General features: G+C 39.1%; 15 protein-coding genes. 6 read left to right on the forward strand and 9 right to left on the reverse strand.

Annotated elements, in window-relative coordinates:
• Window positions 1–126: 126 nt before the first annotated feature.
• From MCBB_RS05320 to MCBB_RS05345, 6 genes are all read right to left on the reverse strand, one after another.
• The gene (locus MCBB_RS05320; protein WP_071906778.1) at window positions 127–930 is read right to left on the reverse strand and encodes a hypothetical protein; all 804 of its coding nucleotides are present in this window, start codon (window positions 928–930) and stop codon (window positions 127–129) included.
• Window positions 931–997: 67 nt separating this feature from the next.
• Window positions 998–1,414: a PepSY domain-containing protein gene (locus tag MCBB_RS05325; RefSeq protein ID WP_071906779.1), complete on the reverse strand. Its 417-nt coding sequence runs from the start codon at window positions 1,412–1,414 to the stop codon at window positions 998–1,000.
• Between the two features lie 9 nt (window positions 1,415–1,423).
• A complete protein-coding gene (locus MCBB_RS05330; RefSeq protein WP_071906780.1) occupies window positions 1,424–1,855 on the reverse strand; it encodes a hypothetical protein in 432 nt (143 codons plus the stop codon).
• 8 nt (window positions 1,856–1,863) lie between these two features.
• Window positions 1,864–2,952, reverse strand: a complete 1,089-nt coding sequence (locus MCBB_RS05335; protein WP_071906781.1) for a hypothetical protein — start codon at window positions 2,950–2,952, stop codon at window positions 1,864–1,866.
• Window positions 2,953–2,963: 11 nt separating this feature from the next.
• Window positions 2,964–5,060, reverse strand: a complete 2,097-nt coding sequence (locus tag MCBB_RS05340) for a hypothetical protein (protein WP_071906782.1) — start codon at window positions 5,058–5,060, stop codon at window positions 2,964–2,966.
• Between the two features lie 27 nt (window positions 5,061–5,087).
• Complete coding sequence (locus MCBB_RS05345) at window positions 5,088–5,987, reverse strand: hypothetical protein (RefSeq protein ID WP_071906783.1); 900 nt, start codon at window positions 5,985–5,987, stop codon at window positions 5,088–5,090.
• Window positions 5,988–6,200: 213 nt separating this feature from the next.
• Here MCBB_RS05345 and MCBB_RS05350 point away from each other — a divergent pair, with 213 nt between their 5' ends.
• The 4 genes from MCBB_RS05350 to MCBB_RS05365 all read left to right on the forward strand — a co-directional run bounded on the left by MCBB_RS05350 (window position 6,201) and on the right by MCBB_RS05365 (window position 9,352).
• Window positions 6,201–6,626, forward strand: a complete 426-nt coding sequence (locus MCBB_RS05350; RefSeq protein WP_084789837.1) for a hypothetical protein — start codon at window positions 6,201–6,203, stop codon at window positions 6,624–6,626.
• Window positions 6,627–6,683: 57 nt separating this feature from the next.
• Window positions 6,684–6,899 (forward strand): hypothetical protein, encoded by a 216-nt coding sequence (locus MCBB_RS05355; protein ID WP_071906784.1) that lies wholly within the window; start codon window positions 6,684–6,686, stop codon window positions 6,897–6,899.
• A 275-nt stretch (window positions 6,900–7,174) separates the two neighbouring features.
• A complete protein-coding gene (locus tag MCBB_RS05360) occupies window positions 7,175–8,203 on the forward strand; it encodes a M42 family metallopeptidase (RefSeq protein ID WP_071906785.1) in 1,029 nt (342 codons plus the stop codon).
• 672 nt (window positions 8,204–8,875) lie between these two features.
• Window positions 8,876–9,352, forward strand: a complete 477-nt coding sequence (locus MCBB_RS05365; RefSeq protein ID WP_071906786.1) for a hypothetical protein — start codon at window positions 8,876–8,878, stop codon at window positions 9,350–9,352.
• A gap of 401 nt (window positions 9,353–9,753) precedes the next feature.
• Here MCBB_RS05365 and MCBB_RS05370 read toward each other — a convergent pair whose 3' ends face one another.
• The 3 genes from MCBB_RS05370 to uvrC all read right to left on the reverse strand — a co-directional run bounded on the left by MCBB_RS05370 (window position 9,754) and on the right by uvrC (window position 13,846).
• Window positions 9,754–10,467, reverse strand: a complete 714-nt coding sequence (locus MCBB_RS05370) for an ATPase domain-containing protein (RefSeq protein WP_071906787.1) — start codon at window positions 10,465–10,467, stop codon at window positions 9,754–9,756.
• A gap of 190 nt (window positions 10,468–10,657) precedes the next feature.
• Complete coding sequence (locus MCBB_RS05375; protein ID WP_071906788.1) at window positions 10,658–11,914, reverse strand: methanogen output domain 1-containing protein; 1,257 nt, start codon at window positions 11,912–11,914, stop codon at window positions 10,658–10,660.
• 159 nt (window positions 11,915–12,073) lie between these two features.
• Window positions 12,074–13,846: an excinuclease ABC subunit UvrC gene (gene uvrC, locus MCBB_RS05380; protein WP_071906789.1), complete on the reverse strand. Its 1,773-nt coding sequence runs from the start codon at window positions 13,844–13,846 to the stop codon at window positions 12,074–12,076.
• A 422-nt stretch (window positions 13,847–14,268) separates the two neighbouring features.
• On the opposite strand from uvrC, the gene uvrB reads away from it, so the two are divergent.
• A complete protein-coding gene (gene uvrB, locus MCBB_RS05385) occupies window positions 14,269–16,224 on the forward strand; it encodes an excinuclease ABC subunit UvrB (RefSeq protein WP_071906790.1) in 1,956 nt (651 codons plus the stop codon).
• A 215-nt stretch (window positions 16,225–16,439) separates the two neighbouring features.
• Complete coding sequence (uvrA, locus tag MCBB_RS05390; RefSeq protein ID WP_071906791.1) at window positions 16,440–19,340, forward strand: excinuclease ABC subunit UvrA; 2,901 nt, start codon at window positions 16,440–16,442, stop codon at window positions 19,338–19,340.
• Window positions 19,341–19,369: the final 29 nt, after the last annotated feature.

Here is a 19,369-nt window from a genome sequence, read left to right on the forward strand (position 1 = left end):
TTAATTATATTTTAAAAAAAACAATCCCTTCATGTTTTTTATCCTGCTGAAACGATTTGAATCTTATGGATGGATAACTCTGTAAAAAGAGAGGAGTAAATAAAAGAAGTATTGTAATGAATGTTATTATCCTTCCTTTCTTCTAAATTTATTCATTGTTCTTCTTAAACCTTCCATTATGGTGTCTATGAAAACACCTGCAAGTCCAACAAGCATGCCTAAAAATCCACAGACCAGAACCACATTTGATTTTTTGGGGAGTACAGAGTTTAAGTAGTTGATTTTATCCTCCACAGGCCCTTTGATTCCAGTTATAACAATTTGATCCTGTGGGAGCTTTGACACAACTGAATCAACTTGGGATGCATCAACGTTCACAGAAACGTGTACAGTACTGTACTTTACATTTATTCCCCCTACAAACATCAACCACTCATCAAGACTGTTTATGACTGTTTGAGGGTCACTGTTTTCCTTAACTTGGAGTATTAATGTATTGTTTGAGGGTATGCTGATTGAGGTTACGTTACTATTGATAGAACTTGCCCTTCCCATTATTATGTTCTTCCATGTGTCTGAAAAGGCATCGGTTTTAATGGTTATTCCACTACTTTCAACACTTTTAACACCTTCAATAGATTTTGTAGTTTTAATGAACTGTGTTACATTTGTATTTGTAGAAACATCAACACTTATAACCTCAGGACTGTCATCTGTGAACTGGTAAACAGCTCTTGCCATATCAGGGATATCATCCATTATTGGAGATATGAAGAAGGCACCACCTATAACTCCAACTGTGAATCCAAGAAATACAACAAATAAAAGATTTCTTTTACCAATTAAAGGAGTCAAAAGTGCTATTGAAAATACGAAGACCATCAATACAAAAAATAGCACTATCATTAATATAGCTGCAAGTGTTCCCATGGTGTCACCGTGATTCGTTATAGAACTAATTTTTTTTAAATTTTAGTTACTGTATTTATCTTTGTATCTATGTTTGTTGTATTATCTTTCCAGTATTAGAATCTATGTAAACTGTTTTTTTAACTGCTTCATTTTTAGATAATGGAACAACCCATACAGAAGTTTGCTGTCCATTGACTGTTATTGAACTTTGAGTGGCCTGACCTGCAGTGTAACCTGAATTTGCCTGGGCAGCTATGTTCTGTGCCTGTCCTGCAGTTATTTGGCTTGTGGAATTTGTAGTTGTGTTGTTTGATGTTGTGTTATTGGATCCCTGTTGTGTAAACGGAACAGGGACAACCGATGGACTGGAAGTTGTTGTGTTGTTAATAGTTGTGTTGTTGGAGGTTTGGAAGAAGGGGTTGTATGCATAGACCGCGATGATCAAAACCACAACTCCCAGGGCGATCAATGCTTTCTTTTCTGGTGTTAAATCAAGATCCATTGTATTTCCTCAGTAAGTTTCAAATGTTATGGTTCCATTGTCATTCTTTATATGGTACTTCTGTTCACTGTCCATTGTGTAACTTTCAACCTTTTTTGGTATGAGCTGGATGTCAAAACTTTGAGTTCCATAGTTGATGGTGAGGAAGTTGGTGGTTCCTTTACTTGTTGTGACTGCTGTAAACTGGATACTGTCATTTTTATCATATTTTGGGAGATCTAAATTGATCGTGTAACCATTACCATTTAGATATGCTGTATTTATGGCTTCTGCTATTATTTCACCTTCAGCACGGACCTGTCCAAGATTTCCAGTTTGGGTTTTATCCATTTCACCAGATATGAGGGACAACATTCCAGCCATTATCACCAGTATTATCAAGGTTACAAACAGAAGCTCTGCAGTTGCAAATCCTTTATTGTCGAGGTATAATTTTTTCACTTAATCACCTAATAATGGGCAGCTGTTAAATCAAGGAATGTTTTATAGTCAGGTGAAAGATAAAATATCGCACCATATGGTGTTCCATTGCTATCTGGCTCTCTCATGGGTATCTGGTTGCTACCAGTACCAAGGTATATTGGTGTTCCACCCACACCTGTGAAGTACTCGTGATCAAGGCGGGATATCGCTGATGTTCCATGATCCTCTTGAAGTGGATCACCCACTATGAATGTGCTCATTCTGGTGTTGGAAGCACTGGTTGATGTGGTTGGAGTTTTGTTCTCTAACCTGTCAAAGAAAGATAATCCACCATAATGATTTTTACTTGAATCAATGGGGTCAACGAAATAGTAAGGACGAGGATAAATCTCACTAGGGTTACCTGTACCATTTAGACACTCCCAGATGTAGTGTAAACGTTGTCCATCTGAATCTGTTGAATAATGGAACTGGTAATCGTTACCCAGTGGATCTTTTATGAAATGAGGGTACTTGTATATAACCGTACTTATCCTCTCTTTGGAGTTGATCCATATGTAAGGATCTTCTATTCCTTCAATAGAAACATATGCCTTCATCTGAGGAGTGTAACCTTCATATACTTGATCTTTTTGTTCTACCCTTATAGGTATTCCTCCCTTGATGTTAACATAAAATCCAAAGGGGTCTTCCTGTGTTATACTAACATCTCCAGGCTTAAATACCTGATAAGTGGTGTTTGTAATAGAGATGTTATTTATGTATATCTGGCGGCCTGTTTCAATCTCCAAACGTTGACATGCAGTGATAACATAATCGTTCATGTTGTTCAGTATGTTGTTGGTTATGTAGGATCTGCTGTCTGTCATGAAGGCGTTGTTATCAATAACATTTCTCGTTGCATTGTAGGCTCCATTTCTACCTGCGTCTCCAGCACCCTTCTCCATTGCAGAGTATATATTTGTAGCAGTGTTATATGTGACATCTCCACCCATTGCAAGTGCAGATAAGTCATTCAATTCATTTACTATACTACCATAGGATAATGCTATTACTATTACAGGTATAAAGAGCAAAAATGCCAATGGTGTGAACGCATATCCCCTTTCATCCATCTTATATCACCTTACTGTTTCCATAAATTCAATCTCACAGGTATAGCATTTGGAAGATCACCAGTGTACATTGCCTCTGTTCTAATCAAACTCGGATCCACAGTTATTCCTGCATCTCTTAAAGTTTTATTCAAGGTTACTCCTGCATTGTACTCTGCCTCTGATGCTGTTGATGCATACGAAGTTTCCCATATGTTCTGGAGGAACTTAGGATAGATCACTGCAACTCTTGTTCCTGAGAACAGTGCAGCGTTTGCATCGTTATCACCAGATTCCCATGCATTAGCTGGTCCAGTTACAGTAACCCTTAATGTGTAGTTTCCTGGTTTTAGAGTATAATTTCCTGAAGTACCTGAAGTGATAACATGGCCTTTGGCAACGCTAGCATCAAGTGCTGCAAGATCTAAAACAAATGGAACAGTGTCACTGTCATAGAGAACAGTCCCGTTGTTGTAATCAACTGTAATATGTCTGGTGCTTGTTCCAACACCAACGAAAAGTAAGGCCTGTTTAGCTTCGCTACCTATTGTAAATTGTCTAGTTTTTGATAAATATCTATCATCACTTTGTTCACTTGTAAAAGCGAAGTTTTCCCATTTAATTGGTAACTTACTGTATGTTGTAACTGCGTAACAGTTGGTCAATCCAACGAAATCGTAATCATTTCCAGGGGCTTGGTCCCAGACAGTTACTCTTACCTTATTATTTCCAGTCTTTAAATAATCCCTAAGATAAATGATACCGGGGTTGTTACCGTAACCATCGCTAACTTGGCTGTTGTCAAATGAGTTGAATACAGTTTGCCATTGGCTTCCATCCCAAACTTCAACAAGGGTATTATCGACACCACCATAGGAATTTATAACAACGTAACTATCGAAAAGTCTTGATCCATCGGGTATATTGATATCCACCACTTTACTAACTGCACATCCATTTGAAGCACCGTGTGGAATACCTGTTAAAACGAAGGGAGTACCATCGGAGTAGATACTGTTTCTGTTTACATAGCTGTTCCAATTAACACTTCTTAACTGGTTGAAAAATGTTTTTTGGCCTGTTTTTAAATTATATGAAAATCCATACTCATTCCATACCCCATCTCCATCTAAATCCTGAGCACTTGGTACTGCCACTCCCGCACAATCTGTGAAGTTATCAATACTCGTTGTTATACCCTGAGGAAGGGCTAAGTTTGTTGTGTAAGTTGCCAACATTGAGAACCATGGCAAATCACTGTAACTATCAACAGGACTTCGGAAGTTAATGTAAAAACTGTTGGCCCCATTTTGGAGTTCAGAAGCAGTTAAATTGCCCTGGTAGTTGTACATAGTTTCATAGGAGTTTGGTCTTAAGTTCAGGAAGGTGAAATTTGAACTGGATATGATATGATCTATACTATTAACATGAACATTGGCTCCATATGCTTGTCCTTTATACCACCAATCATTATGATGACTGTTAGCACCTAGAAGGAATGTTCCTCCAAGTATCGTTGCATTATCAGGTATTGAAAATTGTATAGCATATGGATCTCCACCGTAACGATTCCAATTTTGTATTCCCCAATAATCATAAGTGGCTAATTTACTTCTAGAGTTCCAAGGACTGAAATTTGAAAGCCAGTTGTGGAAGTTCCAAACAGTTGTTGTAACGTTCTGCTGTTGATTCACGAATTGAACTTCCTCAAGTTTGTACCATGCTCTTCCCATCCATCCTTCCTCTGGACCGGATATGACTTTAACTTTGGTTACTGTATCAGTAGCGTAGAGAAGGCCCCTATCATCTGAAGCAGAAACTGTGTTTGAACCCTCACCCACAGTAATATTGTAAGCTGTACTATCGGGTATCAATATTTCAAGCTCAGAATTCAGAATTAATTGAGCTCCTGATGTATCTCCCCTTGCCTTTTTGACTGCTGCAAGTCGAAGACTTCCATCCTGTTCCATAACACTAAGGGCACTATCTGCAAGGGCTTGTAAATGTTGATGTTCTTCTCCATTGTACGCTGGCAGAGCGAAGTAAGTAATCAAAGAAGCTGTAAACACTATTACAACCACTAAACCAAGTACGGCGTCTGTTGTGAAAATAAAACCCTTATCATCCATTATTTATCACCATTTATATTTATACACTTATCTGGGCCAAATGTAAAGTTCACATTTAACCTTCTGAGGCACAACATTGTCCAAGTTAACATCCTCTTTTGGGGTGCCCTTAACAACCTGTACTATGTAAACATCAAGTGAAGATCCAGGGGTACTTGTACCTCTAACGTCCACGGTATTGTTCATGAATTCTGTTTCGTTGTTCAAAGCTGTTGGATCAATTAGCTTAACCAAAGTGGCATACTCATCTTGTTCGCCTCTAATATCGTTTGGATCGAATACTCTCTCATTGTTTATAGTGACTTCTACAGAGCTGTACCCTCTGTTAACAAGGAGAACATAATAATCATACGTCTGCAGATAATATTTGTTTGTTTGGAAAGGATCTGGAGGGTTTGAGTAAACCCTTGGGGTTCCTGTGTACCTTATAAGGTCTTTAGCCTGGGACACTATTTTAAGGTTGGAGTAAATTGCAACCCTTTCAACTCTCACAACATCATTTGCACTTGCATTGTAAGTTCCCAGTGATTTAACTGTTTTACTATTTGATAGATAAGTGACGTTCAGGAAGAATCCATAATCATCTCCAATTAAATTCTGAACATCATTCTCAGTAAGTGCAGGCAATTTTAATGTATCTATAGTCCCCTCTAATGGCCCATCAGACGGATCGTATATTGCAAGACCTGCAACTGAAGGGTTTCCTGTTTCCTCCCAGTTGGTAGGTTCTCCAGATGTTTCAAGGAGTGTGTCCATGGCATCAAAAGCCACACGATCCATTGATCCCCTGAAAACAGTGTCCTGAACCTGGTACATCATGTTGTCAATATCCCCTGCAACCATGCCCAAGATTATTGTGATTGGTATGAGTGCTAGTAATAAATCCAAAGAAAACATATAGCCCCTTGAATCCCTTTTAATACTCAAATTAGTCCTCTCCACTTTTTAAAATCATTAATATGTCCATTTAATATTCTATATGGCAAGACAACATTTATATACCTTTTGAATTATTATTATTTATATATTTTTTATTACAAAATTCTGCTGTACTAGATTTAGATTTTATATGTGGTGTAAACATTGGAATTCATGGTGAATAGTAAAAAATATACTGTATAATGAATAAAGAAGAGAAACATGAAAATGGATGATAGGGCACAGGTTTCAGTTGAACTGATATTATTTCTAGCCTTTGTACTGGCAATAATCCTTGTTTTCGCCACTTACATAGCTGATGCCAATGAAAAAAACATTATAGAAACTTCTGTAAAATTAGGTGCTGAAAATGCCACTTCAACCATGGTTCTCCTGGATCGGAGCATGGAACCCCTGCGGGTTACGAGTATTAGTGTAACAGGAAGCGACCCAATAGTTATGACCCTGCACTTCTCAAGATCCGTTGACTACACTACTCAGAAGTACGTGGCAGAAGGTGTTGTAACCTCTCTTATATCCCAGGGATACGATGCAGAGTCTAACTACACAGACACCAATAAATTGAAGGGTAACGTGACGTTACAAAAAGCCAGACACGACTACTTAATTAAAACTGCGGATGTATGAAGTTTTGGCACGGGAGTTTAAATAGGTATATAATAATCAATTAGGGGTGGTGATGGTATGGATGATGATATCAAAATAAATAAACCTGAAGGTAAAAAAATGAAGCGAAACATCAACGTATGGGGAGTATATATCAGTTTATGTTTCATCGTAGTCGGTGTTTTATGGTACGCCGTTAACGTGGGAATCATTCCCTACCAGTACATTCAGGAACAGCTCGGTCCTATCTTAATAATCTTAATAGGAATTTTAATTCTGATAAAATCCCTTTAGGATTCTTATTTTTTAAATTTTTTTAATTTAAACTACTTTGAAATTCATTTTTTATATCTCAATTTATTATATCCCTTTTTCATTTTTTTAACTATACAATGGAAGATTCCAATAACCCCTCCTTACAAAAAACCTTTTTTCTATAAAATCAAGGTACTCTACTGTATCTATAAATTAATGTAAAAACATATAATTCACCAAAATCAATAGATCAATCACAGATTTCATAATGAGATTTGTTAAACAGACTTTAAAAACAGTCAGAAGGTAATAAAGTGCGAGATCTACTTAAAAAACTTACAGAGGCACCGGGAATCTCCGGTTTTGAAGATGAAATTCGAAATTTAATGATGGACGAACTTGAAGGCCATGTTGATGAGATGGAAGTCGACAACATGGGAAATATGATAGCCCTTAAAAAAGGTAAAGAGGGCGGTAAAAGGGTGATGTTAGCAGCCCACATGGATGAAATTGGGCTCATGATTCGTTACATCGACAAGAATGGATTTATAAAATTCTCCAAAATTGGGGGAATAAACGACCAGATGCTCCTGAACCAAGAAGTTACAATTTATACATCCAATGGAACATTGACGGGAGTTATAGGTTCAAAACCACCTCACAGAATGAAAGAAGCTGAAAGAAAGAAAGTTATATCATATGAAGACATGTTTATAGATATTGGGGCTTCAGACAGGGAAGAAGCTGAAAGTATGGTTAAACTCGGTGATCCAATAATAGTGAACCAGGACTTTACAGAACTGGGTAAATCACTGGTTAAGGGAAAAGCCCTGGACAACAGGGTTGGTTGTGCTGTGCTCATTGAGGTTATGAAACAGGCAGAAACCGATGCAACCCTTTATGGTGTTGGAACAGTTCAAGAAGAGGTTGGACTCAAGGGTGCAAAGACCTCTGCATTCAAGATAAACCCAGACATGGCAATAGCACTCGATGTAACAATATCTGGTGATCATCCTGGAATAAAAGAGGATGAAGCTCCTGCAAAGGCTGGAAAAGGTCCTGCAATCATACTTGCAGATGCAAGTGGTAGAGGAATCCTGACCCATCCCAAGGTCAAAGAATTATTAATATCTGCTGCAGATGAAGAAGGTATACCCTACCAGCTGGAGGTCAGTGAAGGAGGAACAACCGATGCCTCAGCTATACACCTCACAAGGGAGGGAATACCAACAGGTGTCATATCCCCACCAACACGATACATACACACACCCGTAAGTGTTGTGAATGTTGAAGATGTTGAAAATGCAGTTAAACTCATATTAGCTGTATTAAAAAGGATTTAATATTACATTAAATCCTACCTAACTTTTTTTTAAAATTTTAAAAGTTTTGAAATTCTTATTCCTTTTTATCGTCTTATTCTGCTCTTTTTTAAAACCTCAAAAAACCGCAAACTTTAAATATGATCATGACTCACTTTAGTTCTAACTTACCCGAACAGATGTGCTGCTGTATTACAGATAGTTCATACGGGTGAATTTTAAAAAAATGAAAAACTGATTTGAACTTAAGAACACGGATCTATGAGGATACTGTGAATTGAGGTTATGAAGTTATACAAAAAATGAGATTGAATTATTAATTGTATCTGAATTGAAGATTTACTTGAATTAAAAAATAAGTTCTGTTGCTTTTTTTTGACTTATTTGTTGAACAAGAAAAATAAAATGAAACTTGAGATATTTCAGCGACTCTCAGTTGAATATTAAAATAAGAATAAAAATTCTTATAAGATTATTAATTTGAGGTTCGTTTTGAAATTCAAACTGATAAAACAGTTTAATGATTCTTTAAATCAATTTTTGATAATTTAAATGATTTCAAAATTTTAAATGATTTCAAAAAATTGGTTTTTAATATTATTCTGTACTTTTTAAAGTCAGATTTTTATTTAAAGGATTTTTAAGCTGATTTTTAAAAAAATTAAAAAAAATAATGAATAAAGAGTTGATAATTTGTTAGAGGAGATTGAACCACACCCGAAGTTCAAACATGCAATGTTGTTTATTGTGTGTTTAATAACATTTTTACCTGCATCTGCAGCAGCCAATGGCGGCTACAATGTGCATGTAACAGATAATTACGTGAAAGCCACAGCTAAATGTTCCTGTGGTCAGAGCGGCTATTACTACCACACTGCAAGTTTTGAAAACTACTGTCCACAGTGTCACAGTCATGGAAGCCTTAAATTTAATCCAAAGGGAACAGCTGAAGGTGAATGGACCTGTACTCACTGTGATGCTGATTACTGTGCTGCAGAGGGTAAAGAGAAGATAAGTGGAAGTAACTACTATCTAAAACATTACACAGCACCGAAAATCGTGCACGCTAAGACAGTGGAAACCAAGGTACAGACTCCTGAACCTGAGGATCCTAAAGTCAAGATCATCCAGACTTTGAGTTTGTACAAGGACAGAAGTTTCCTGGGATGATCCATCCTAAACATTTTTTTTCTTTTTAGAACTGATTTTTTTTAGTAAAAAAAAGCTTTGAAATGGTTTTTGAATATTTTTTTTGATTTTTAAGATTTTAATGAATAAATATTTAGTTTTAATAAATAAGATTTAAAATTAATTAAAATTCTTTAATAAAAGACTTTAATTAATAGAACTATCCTATTTGAACCTTTTTTTAATCTCTATTTATATTAAAAAGATTTAAAGTAAGATAACTAAAAATAAAATAACTAATTTTAAGATAAAACTAATTTTTACAAAATAAGCTATTGTTAAAAATTTATTAAAAATAAAAAAAATCGTTGGTTCTCATTGATTCAATGCTTTTAAAGCAGGTTTCATTAAATCAATGTTTCAAGATTTTTAGTCTAAACTAACTATTCCTCGTCTGAATCCACACTTGAAACTATTTTGATTCCATTTGAATCTATCTCATATGTTATGAACTGTGTTGGTGTTTTGGTGCTTCTCATTTTCACGATGTCCATCACACGTTCCCTGCGTCCTGTGTAAGGATTTTCACGTTTCATGAGTTTGAATGCACCGTAAACAGAGAAAAGTGCTATTTCATTGAACTCCTTGGATGTTGCACTGTCGAGTATAACCAGTGTGGTTATGTTTCGTTGTTTCAACTCGTATATAAGGAGGTCGAATCTGTCCCTGAATTCGTAGGGAGTCAGTTTTGCAGTGTAACTTCCTATGTTGTCTATCACCACGGTTTCTGTATCCTCAGGGATGTCGTTGAGGAACTTGGAGAAATTACCCTTCATTGCTTCAATGTCTATGCTCATCTCTGCCTCTGTAACCCTGGCCCTTATACTTGCAAGTTCAACGAAATTCAAAATTCCCTCTTCATTCAGTTTATGGAGATCCCATCCAAATGCCTCAGCCTGGGTGTAAAGATCAGTGGAATCTTCCTCTGTGGTTATGTAAACAGTTTTAAATCCCTGTTCACAACTTTTTTTTGCAAACTGCAGTCCAAATATTGTTTTACCGGAACCTGCATTTCCTGTTATCAAGACGGACCTTCCCTCTGGAAATCCACCTGTAATCTTGTCAACACCATCTATTCCTGTTTCTATCCGTTTCAAATTTAACATCTCCTTTACTACTTTACCCGATGATTACTTTTTAATCTTATTCAGTGAGTTTTAATTTTTATCCCGTGACATTCAATTCATTATAATTAAATCAAGCCTTGCTTAATCTTTTAAGGACCTTATAAATAATGGTTATCTCTGTTTATATTTAACATTGTATTTAGTTTAATGAGATGCTGGTTTAATGGGAGAAAATGAATTCAAATTTGCATTTACCTGCACCATCAGCCATACAGGCGGTTTGTGCAACGTTTCCCCTTATATTAGTCCAGGTGAAACTCCTGAGTACTATTGCCCTGCAGATCAGACAGAACATGGGACTGGTTCCGTCTTCAAGTATCCATGGACAGTTTTCAAGGGTTAAATAATCCTTATTTCCTTTGGAGGTTATTTTAGAATTTAATCCTAAACCATCCAAAAATTCAGATAACCATGAACTGTAACATTTGAAGATAATATCTTCATCCTTAGGGGTACCTTCACTGCAGGTTTTAAGTTCATCCTGGAAAGTGTGTTTCACGTTCTTTTCAAAACGGTCGGAGAAGTTCCTTGCGATGTTGTTCCGGATCTGTGGAGGTATGTTGGATGCAAAGAGAGGCAGTGCACTTAAAACAAAACTTGAAAGCTCACCCCGAGCCTTCTCCTTCAGAAGCTGTTCCCTCTCTTTTTCAGCTTTCCTGCGTCCGGTTATGTCCTTGAATATTAAGGCAACCCCTAAAATGTCACCATTCTTGTCTCTTATAGGGGCACTGCTATCGTCAATAGGAATTTTATCCCCATTTTTCGTTGTAAGAATTTTTGGTTGGTTTGATTCCATTATGATATTATTTTGAACAACGCTGGTTACAGGATCTTCAATGGGAAGTCCTGTTAACTCATCAACTGTATTGAAAACCTCTTTAAGGCTTTTACCAAAGGCTTCTTCCTGTTCCCAGCCTGTGATCATCTGAGCCACGGGATTCATGAACTTGATCTTACCCTCGTTATCGGTTGCTATCACGGCATCCCCAATACTCTCAAGGGTTGTTGAAAGCCATTTTTCACTTTCTTTAAGTTTACTCTCCATTTTATGTTTATAAAGAGCAACTTCCACTGCGCTGTGAAGTTCTCTGTCCTCAAATGGTTTTATTATGTAACCAAATGGTTCAGTTACCTTGGCCCTCTTCAGGGTTCGTTCATCTGAGTAAGCTGTAAGGTACACAACAGGTATGTCGTAACTGTCACGTATCCTCTGGGCTGCCTCAACTCCATCCATTTCCCCCTTGAGTACTATATCCATTAAAACAAGATCTGGTAACTCTTCAGAAACCTTCTGGATTGCTTCTTCTCCAGAGGGGGTTATTCCAGTAACTGTGTATCCTAAACTTTCAGCCCGGTGTTTTATGTCCATTGCAACTATGCTCTCATCTTCAACAACGAGGATCTTCGTATCTGACATGGTAGTCCCTTTTTCTTAATTTTAAATGATCTCTGTAATACTGGAGCACAACTCCTAGGAAATATTATATTCCTAGGAGTTACTATCCCTTTTTTTATACCTACATCAATTTTTCTTTCACTATCCTTATTATATCTTTTTCTTTATCTTCAAATGATTTCAACCTCTTTTTTCTAGGTAGTTGTGGATGGTGTCTGCCAGTTTTTTGTTGATACCTTCAACCTCTGCAAGTTCAGAAGCACTGGCCTTCAGAATGTTATCAATACTTCCAAAGTGCCTTAAAAGTTTCATCTTCCTTTTAGCACCCACACCTGAAATATCATCAAGTATTGAACGGTCCTGTTCCTTTGAACGCAGTTTTTTATGATAGGTAACTGCAAAACGATGCGCTTCATCCCTAACACGCTGAAGAAGTTTCAGTGATTCTGAATCACGTGGCAGTATAATGGGACTGGGAAGATCCGGCATGAATATCTCTTCAAATTCCTTTGCAAGTCCTATAACGGGCATATCAAGTTTCAGGGAATTTAAGACTTCCAGAGCAACGTTCAGCTGTCCCTTACCACCATCAACCAGTATGAGATCAGGAACGTCCCCACCATTTTCACCGGGATCAACGAGTTTCTGGTAACGTCGTGTTAAAACTTCCCTCATCATGTTGTAATCATCAGGACCCTTTGTTTCCACTTTGTATTTTCTGTAAGCTGATTTTTTAGGTTTTCCATCCTCAAAGACCACCATGGATCCCACAGGCATCTTTCCGCTGATGTTGGAAATATCAAAGCCCTCAATACGCCTTGGAAGCTGGGGGATCTTCAGATAATTTTTAAGCTCCACCAGCGCACCTTCCACCCTTTCATGGTGCTGTCTGATTATATCTGCATTTTTAGCAACCATCTGAACCATCCGATGATTTCTACCCCTCTTTGGAACCTTCAGGGTAACTTTGTTCTCCCTTTTCTCAGACAACCACTCCATGATGAGCCGGGCATCATCAACCTCATCCTGAATTATTATCTCCTTGGGGACATGTCTTGGGCCTGAATAATACTGTTTCAGGAATGCAGAGAGAACCTTGCTTTGAGGAGTATCCTCTGCTCCATTCATTAAAAAATCATCCTTTCCAATGATCTTCCCTTCCCTTATAGAAAAAACAACAACGCACGTTATATTTTCATCAGACGAAAGTGCAACAACGTCCTGATCAAGATCTCCCGTAATCTCCATCTTCTGCCTCTCAAGCATGTTGTCTATGGAGTTCAGCTGATCCCTTAAAACTGCTGCCTTTTCGTACTCATGGTTTCGGGCTGCCTCTGCCATTTCATCCTTGAGTTTGTCCACGATCTCACGATACTTACCCTCGAAGAACATGGTTACCTTGTCGATGTTTTCCCTGTACTCCTCTTTACTTATTCTGCCGTCACATGGAGCGTTGCATATATCTATCTGGCTGTTGAGACATGGTCCATCCATCCGCTTACAGTCACGTATTTTAAAAAGGGATTTAAGATACTTAACCATCTGTTTAAGTGCACCAGAATCTGTAAATGGCCCGTAGTAGTATGATCCATCATCTGTTACTCTTCTTGTTATGAAAACCCTTGGATAATCCTCGTTACTTATCTTTATGTAGGGGTAACGTTTTCCATCCTTTAAACGCACGTTGTAACGGGGCATGTGCTTCTTTATGAGGTTGGACTCAAGTATCAGGGCTTCCTTCTCTGTGTCCGTTACCATGTACTCAAGGTGGTGGAACTGCCTCATCTGAGCCCTTGTTTTAGGAGATTCCAGATCATCCTTGAAGTAGGATTTAACCCTTTTTTTCAGGTTTTTAGCTTTACCAACATAGATAACCCTGTCTTCAACATCTTTCATGATGTAAACGCCGGGTTTGTCAGGCAGATCATCTGGATACTTGCTTTGGAAGGTCAATTTTTTTAATCCTCTTAATTAATTTTCTTAAATCTTTAAGTTGAGTTTAATCACTATTAATAGGTTCTATTGATAGTTTTCATAATTCTTTATCACTTAATATTCATCTATATAAAAGACTTTAAATACTACGTTCATCAATAACTTAGTAAATAATTAGATGGATCATCTAAAAATAGTATTCCATAAACGATATAATTCTTAAAATTTTCAATAAAAGTAGTATTAAAGGTTAGCAACTAATTATATAAAGATACTATGAATATCATCATATCAAAACTTCCATAGATCATATTATTTGAGATACTTATTTTTTCTGTACAGAATTTTTTCATTGTACGAAGTAGATTTTGAATTTTTTTTATTGCTCTAAAATTGAAGATACTACTTAAAAAAAATCATAGCTAAGAGGATTCAAAACCATGAGTGGATTCAACCTTATATCAGATTATGAACCCTTAGGAGACCAGCCTAAAGCAATCAAATCCCTTTCAGAAGGTGTAATGAAGGGTCTGAAGCACCAGACACTTCTGGGTGTCACAGGTTCAGGAAAGACTTTCACAATGGCCAACGTCATTCAGGATGTTCAAAAACCAACCCTTGTCATATCCCACAACAAAACACTTGCTGCACAGCTCTACGAGGAGTTCAAAGAGTTTTTTCCAGACAATGCAGTGGAGTACTTCGTGAGTTACTACGACTACTACCAGCCAGAAGCCTACATAGCCCAGTCAGACACCTACATAGACAAGGAAGCCTCAATAAACGAGGAAATAGACAGAATGAGGCATTCAACAACCCAATCCCTGCTTTCAAGGGATGATGTCATAGTGGTTGCAAGTGTTTCATGCATCTACGGTATAGGATCACCTGAAGACTACGGAGAATTCGTACTGCCCATTGAAATAGGAGACACAAGGGGCAGGGATGAGATACTCACCAAACTCGTTGCAATGCAGTACGAGAGAAACGACATGGAATTTATAAGGGGTAAGTTCCGTGTGCGGGGAGATGTCATTGAGGTCTACCCTGTGGACGGAGCATCACCAATACGCATAGAACTCTTTGGAGACGAAGTGGATGCAATATCCATTATAGACCCAGTACGGGGTAAATCAATCAAGGAAGTTGATAGAACAACCATATTCCCTGCAAAACACTTCGTAACCTCCAGGAAAAAGCTTGAAAGGGGAATAAGGAACATAGAGGAAGAACTTGAGGAACGCCTCAGGGAACTTAACTCCCAGAACAAACTCCTTGAAGCCCAGAGGCTTGAACAGAGAACACGCTTCGACATTGAGATGCTCCAGGAGATGGGATACTGCAACGGTATCGAGAACTACTCAATGCACCTATCAGGCCGAAAATGGGGAGACACACCATACAGCCTCATAAAATACTTCCCGGAGGACTATCTCACAATAATCGATGAATCACATGTTACAGTGCCCCAGATAGGGGGAATGTATGCTGGTGATAAGGCAAGGAAGGATTCACTTGTGGATTACGGTTTCAGACTGCCCTCAGCACGTGAGAACAGGCCGCTGCGTTTCGATGAATTTGAGAGACTGCAAAACCAGATCATATACGTTTCAGCCACACCTGCAGCCTACGAACTGGGTATGAGCAGGAACACTGTTGAACAGATAATAAGGCCAACAGGACTCGTTGATCCTGAGGTCATAGTCAAGCCAGTTAAGGGCCAGGTTGACCACCTCCTTGGAGTGATACAGGAGAAGATTAAAAAGGATCAGAGAGTCCTTGTAACCACCCTCACCAAGAAGATGGCAGAGGACCTTACAGATTACTATGCAAAGGTCGGAATCAAGGTACGCTATCTGCACTCAGAGATAAAAACCCTTGAAAGGACAGAAATAATTGATGACCTCAGAAGGGGAGAATTCGACTGCCTCGTTGGTGTGAACCTCCTCAGGGAGGGTCTGGACCTTCCAGAAGTGGGCCTTGTCGGTATAATGGACGCAGACAAGGAGGGTTTCCTCCGCTCAAAAACATCCCTCATACAGACCATAGGCCGTGCATCAAGGAACGTTGAAGGCCAGGTCATAATGTACGCAGATGTAATGACAGAATCTGTACGATCTGCAGTGGATGTGACAAACAGAAGACGTAAACTCCAGATGGAGTACAACAGGAAGCATGGAATAACTCCAAGATCCGTTGTGAAATCCATCAAGGAAAAACCAGTTAAGGAAGGGGAGTTACTTGAACAGGTTACAGACATTGAAAACATTCCAAAAGAAGAATTACATCTTCTCATAAAAGATCTTGAAGCTGAAATGAAGGATGCGGCCAAAAAACTTGACTTTGAAAGGGCGGCCAAGATAAGGGATAAGATACATGCACTGGAGGGTGTTTGAAGGTTAAAATAGGTTTTTTTGGGGGTGAGGGAAAATCCAACTGTTTCAATATCTCCCATAACCCTCTAAAAATTAGAATCATAATTAAATTAAATAATAAAAATAGATATTAAAAATAATATTAAGATATCTGTTAATTTCTTATCAAATGCACTAGGATAAATCTTATAACAAAATGAATTGTTCATATTATATTAATAAGGAGTTTAAAGCTAATGACGAGTAAAAAAGGAAATATAAAAATAAAGGGGGCACGTGAGCACAACCTCCGGAACATAGACATCACCATACCCCGTGACAAATTCGTTGTTATCACAGGGATCAGCGGTTCAGGGAAATCATCCCTTGCATTCGATACTATATACGCAGAGGGCCAGCGAAGATATGTTGAATCATTATCAGCATATGCAAGGCAGTTTTTAGGGCAGATGAAGAAGCCTGAGGTTGATTACATAGAGGGGCTTTCACCTGCAATATCCATAGACCAGAAAACAACCCGTGTAAACCCCAGATCAACCGTTGGAACAGTTACCGAGATATACGATTATCTGCGTCTTCTCTTTGCACGTGTGGGAACACCCCACTGTTACAAGTGCGGAAAGGAAATATCACAGCAGACAGCAGGTCAGATCGTTGACAACATACTCCATGAAGAGGAGGACACCAAGATACAGGTGTTAGGCCCTGTTGTGAAGGACAGGAAGGGTGAACATCAGAAGGTCTTCGATGATCTTCGCAGAAAGGGATTCGTACGTGTAAGGGTTGATGGTGAAGTATCAAGTCTTGATGATGAATTTGAACTTGATAAAAACCGTAAACACACCATTGAGGTTGTTGTGGATCGTCTGGTTATCAGGTACGATGAGGACTTCAAACGGAGGCTTGCAGATTCTATAGAAACAGCCCTTGAACTCGGTGAAGGACTCATGATAGTTGTCTACGGAGATGGACATGAGAAGAAGTTCAGTGAAGACTTCGCATGCCCAGACTGTGGAATAAACTTCGAGGAGATAAGTCCAAGGATGTTCTCATTCAACAGTCCACATGGAGCCTGTCCAGAGTGTAACGGCCTGGGAAGCAAACTTGAAATAGACACGGATCTTGTGGTTCCAGATAGATCCCTTTCACTCAATGAGGGAGCAATTCTGCCATGGAGCAAGTCCAAAAATGATGATAACTACTACTTCCAGATGCTGAGGGCTGTTTCAGACCACTACGGATTCAGCATGGACACAGCATTCCAGGATCTTCCAGAGGAGTACCAGCACATCATACTCTACGGCTCATCCGATAGAATAGAGTTCAACTTCGTACGTAAGAACAGACAGCACAGGGTAAAAAGGAGATTTGAGGGTGTTGTAAGTCGTATGGAACGTCTCTTCCTTGACACCAAGTCCAACTACATGCGAAGCTACATAGGCCAGTTCATGAGCGACAGAAAATGTCCAGCCTGTAAAGGTACCAGACTGCGCCCTGAAAGCCGTTCAGTAACGGTTAGTGGTAAAACCATATCAGAAGTAGTTGAAATGCCAATAAAGGCTTCAAAGAAGTTCTTTGAGGAAGTGGAACTCAGTGAGATGGAATTATTCATTGCCAAGGAGGTTCTCAAGGAGATAAGGGAGCGTTTGAAGTTCCTGGTTGATGTTGGACTGGGCTACATAACCCTTGAAAGATCATCAGGAACCCTTTCTGGTGGTGAAGCCCAGAGGATACGTCTTGCAACCCAGATAGGCTCAGGACTCGTGGGTGTGCTTTACATACTCGACGAGCCAAGTATTGGTCTGCACCAGCGTGACAATGCACGGCTCATAAAAACCCTTGAACGTCTACGGGACCTTGGAAATACACTAATCGTTGTGGAACACGATGAAGAAACCATAATGTCTGCGGATCACATCGTTGATATAGGTCCAGGTGCTGGGGAACACGGTGGAATCGTCATAGCAGAGGGAACACCAGAGGAGATAATGGAAAACCCCAACTCCATCACAGGAAACTACATATCCCGCAGGGAAATGATTGAAATACCTGAAGAGAGAACCAAACCAAATGGTAAGTACATAACCATCAAGGGTGCTAGGGAGAACAACCTTCAGAACATCGACGTCACATTCCCACTGGGAGTGTTCACATGTATAACCGGGGTTTCAGGTTCAGGAAAAAGTACCCTGATAAACGAGGTTCTCTACAAGGGACTCTACGGTAAGATCAACAAGAAACACATGAACCCTGGTAAGCACGATGGTATCGAGGGCATTGAGAACGTGGACAAGATCATCATCATAGACCAGTCACCCATTGGAAGAACACCACGCTCCAACCCTGCAACCTACACAGGGGTTTTCACCTACATCCGTGAAATATTCGCTGAAACACCAGAATCCAAGAAGCGCGGTTACAAACCTGGAAGGTTCAGTTTCAACGTTAAAGGAGGAAGATGTGAGGCCTGCAGTGGTGATGGAATCATCCAGATAGAGATGCACTTTTTAGCTGATGTCTACGTTCCATGTGAGGTCTGCAAGGGTAAAAGGTACAACAGGGAAACACTTGATGTCCGCTACAAGGGTAAGAACATCTCAGAGGTTCTGGACATGACGGTTGAGGAGGCAGTGAAGTTCTTTGAGAACATTCCACGTATCCACAAGAAGCTCAAAACCCTGGACGATGTTGGACTGGGATACATCAAACTGGGCCAGCCTGCAACAACACTCTCAGGTGGAGAGGCACAGAGAGTTAAACTTGCAAAGGAGCTGAGCAAACAGAGCACAGGCAAAACCTTATACATACTGGACGAACCAACCACAGGACTGCACTTTGCAGATATAAAGAAACTACTCCATGTTCTTGGAAGGCTCCGTGACAGTGGAAACACAGTAGTTGTTATAGAACACAACCTGGATGTTATAAAAACAGCAGACCACATCATAGACCTTGGACCTGAAGGCGGAGATGAAGGTGGACTCGTCGTTGCAGAGGGAACACCAGAGGAGATTGCACAGAGCAACACCTACACAGGAGCATTCCTGAAGGATGTTCTTGAGGGAGTTCCACCAAGCCTGGGTGATGGAACTGTTCTGGATGGGGAGATTGAGGAATCAACGTCTGATAACAAGTGAGTTTCAGTTGATTCAGGGATTTTTATTTA

Origin of the sequence: Methanobacterium congolense (genome assembly GCF_900095295.1) — an archaeon.
GTDB classification, from domain to species: Archaea; Methanobacteriota; Methanobacteria; order Methanobacteriales; family Methanobacteriaceae; genus Methanobacterium_C; species Methanobacterium_C congolense.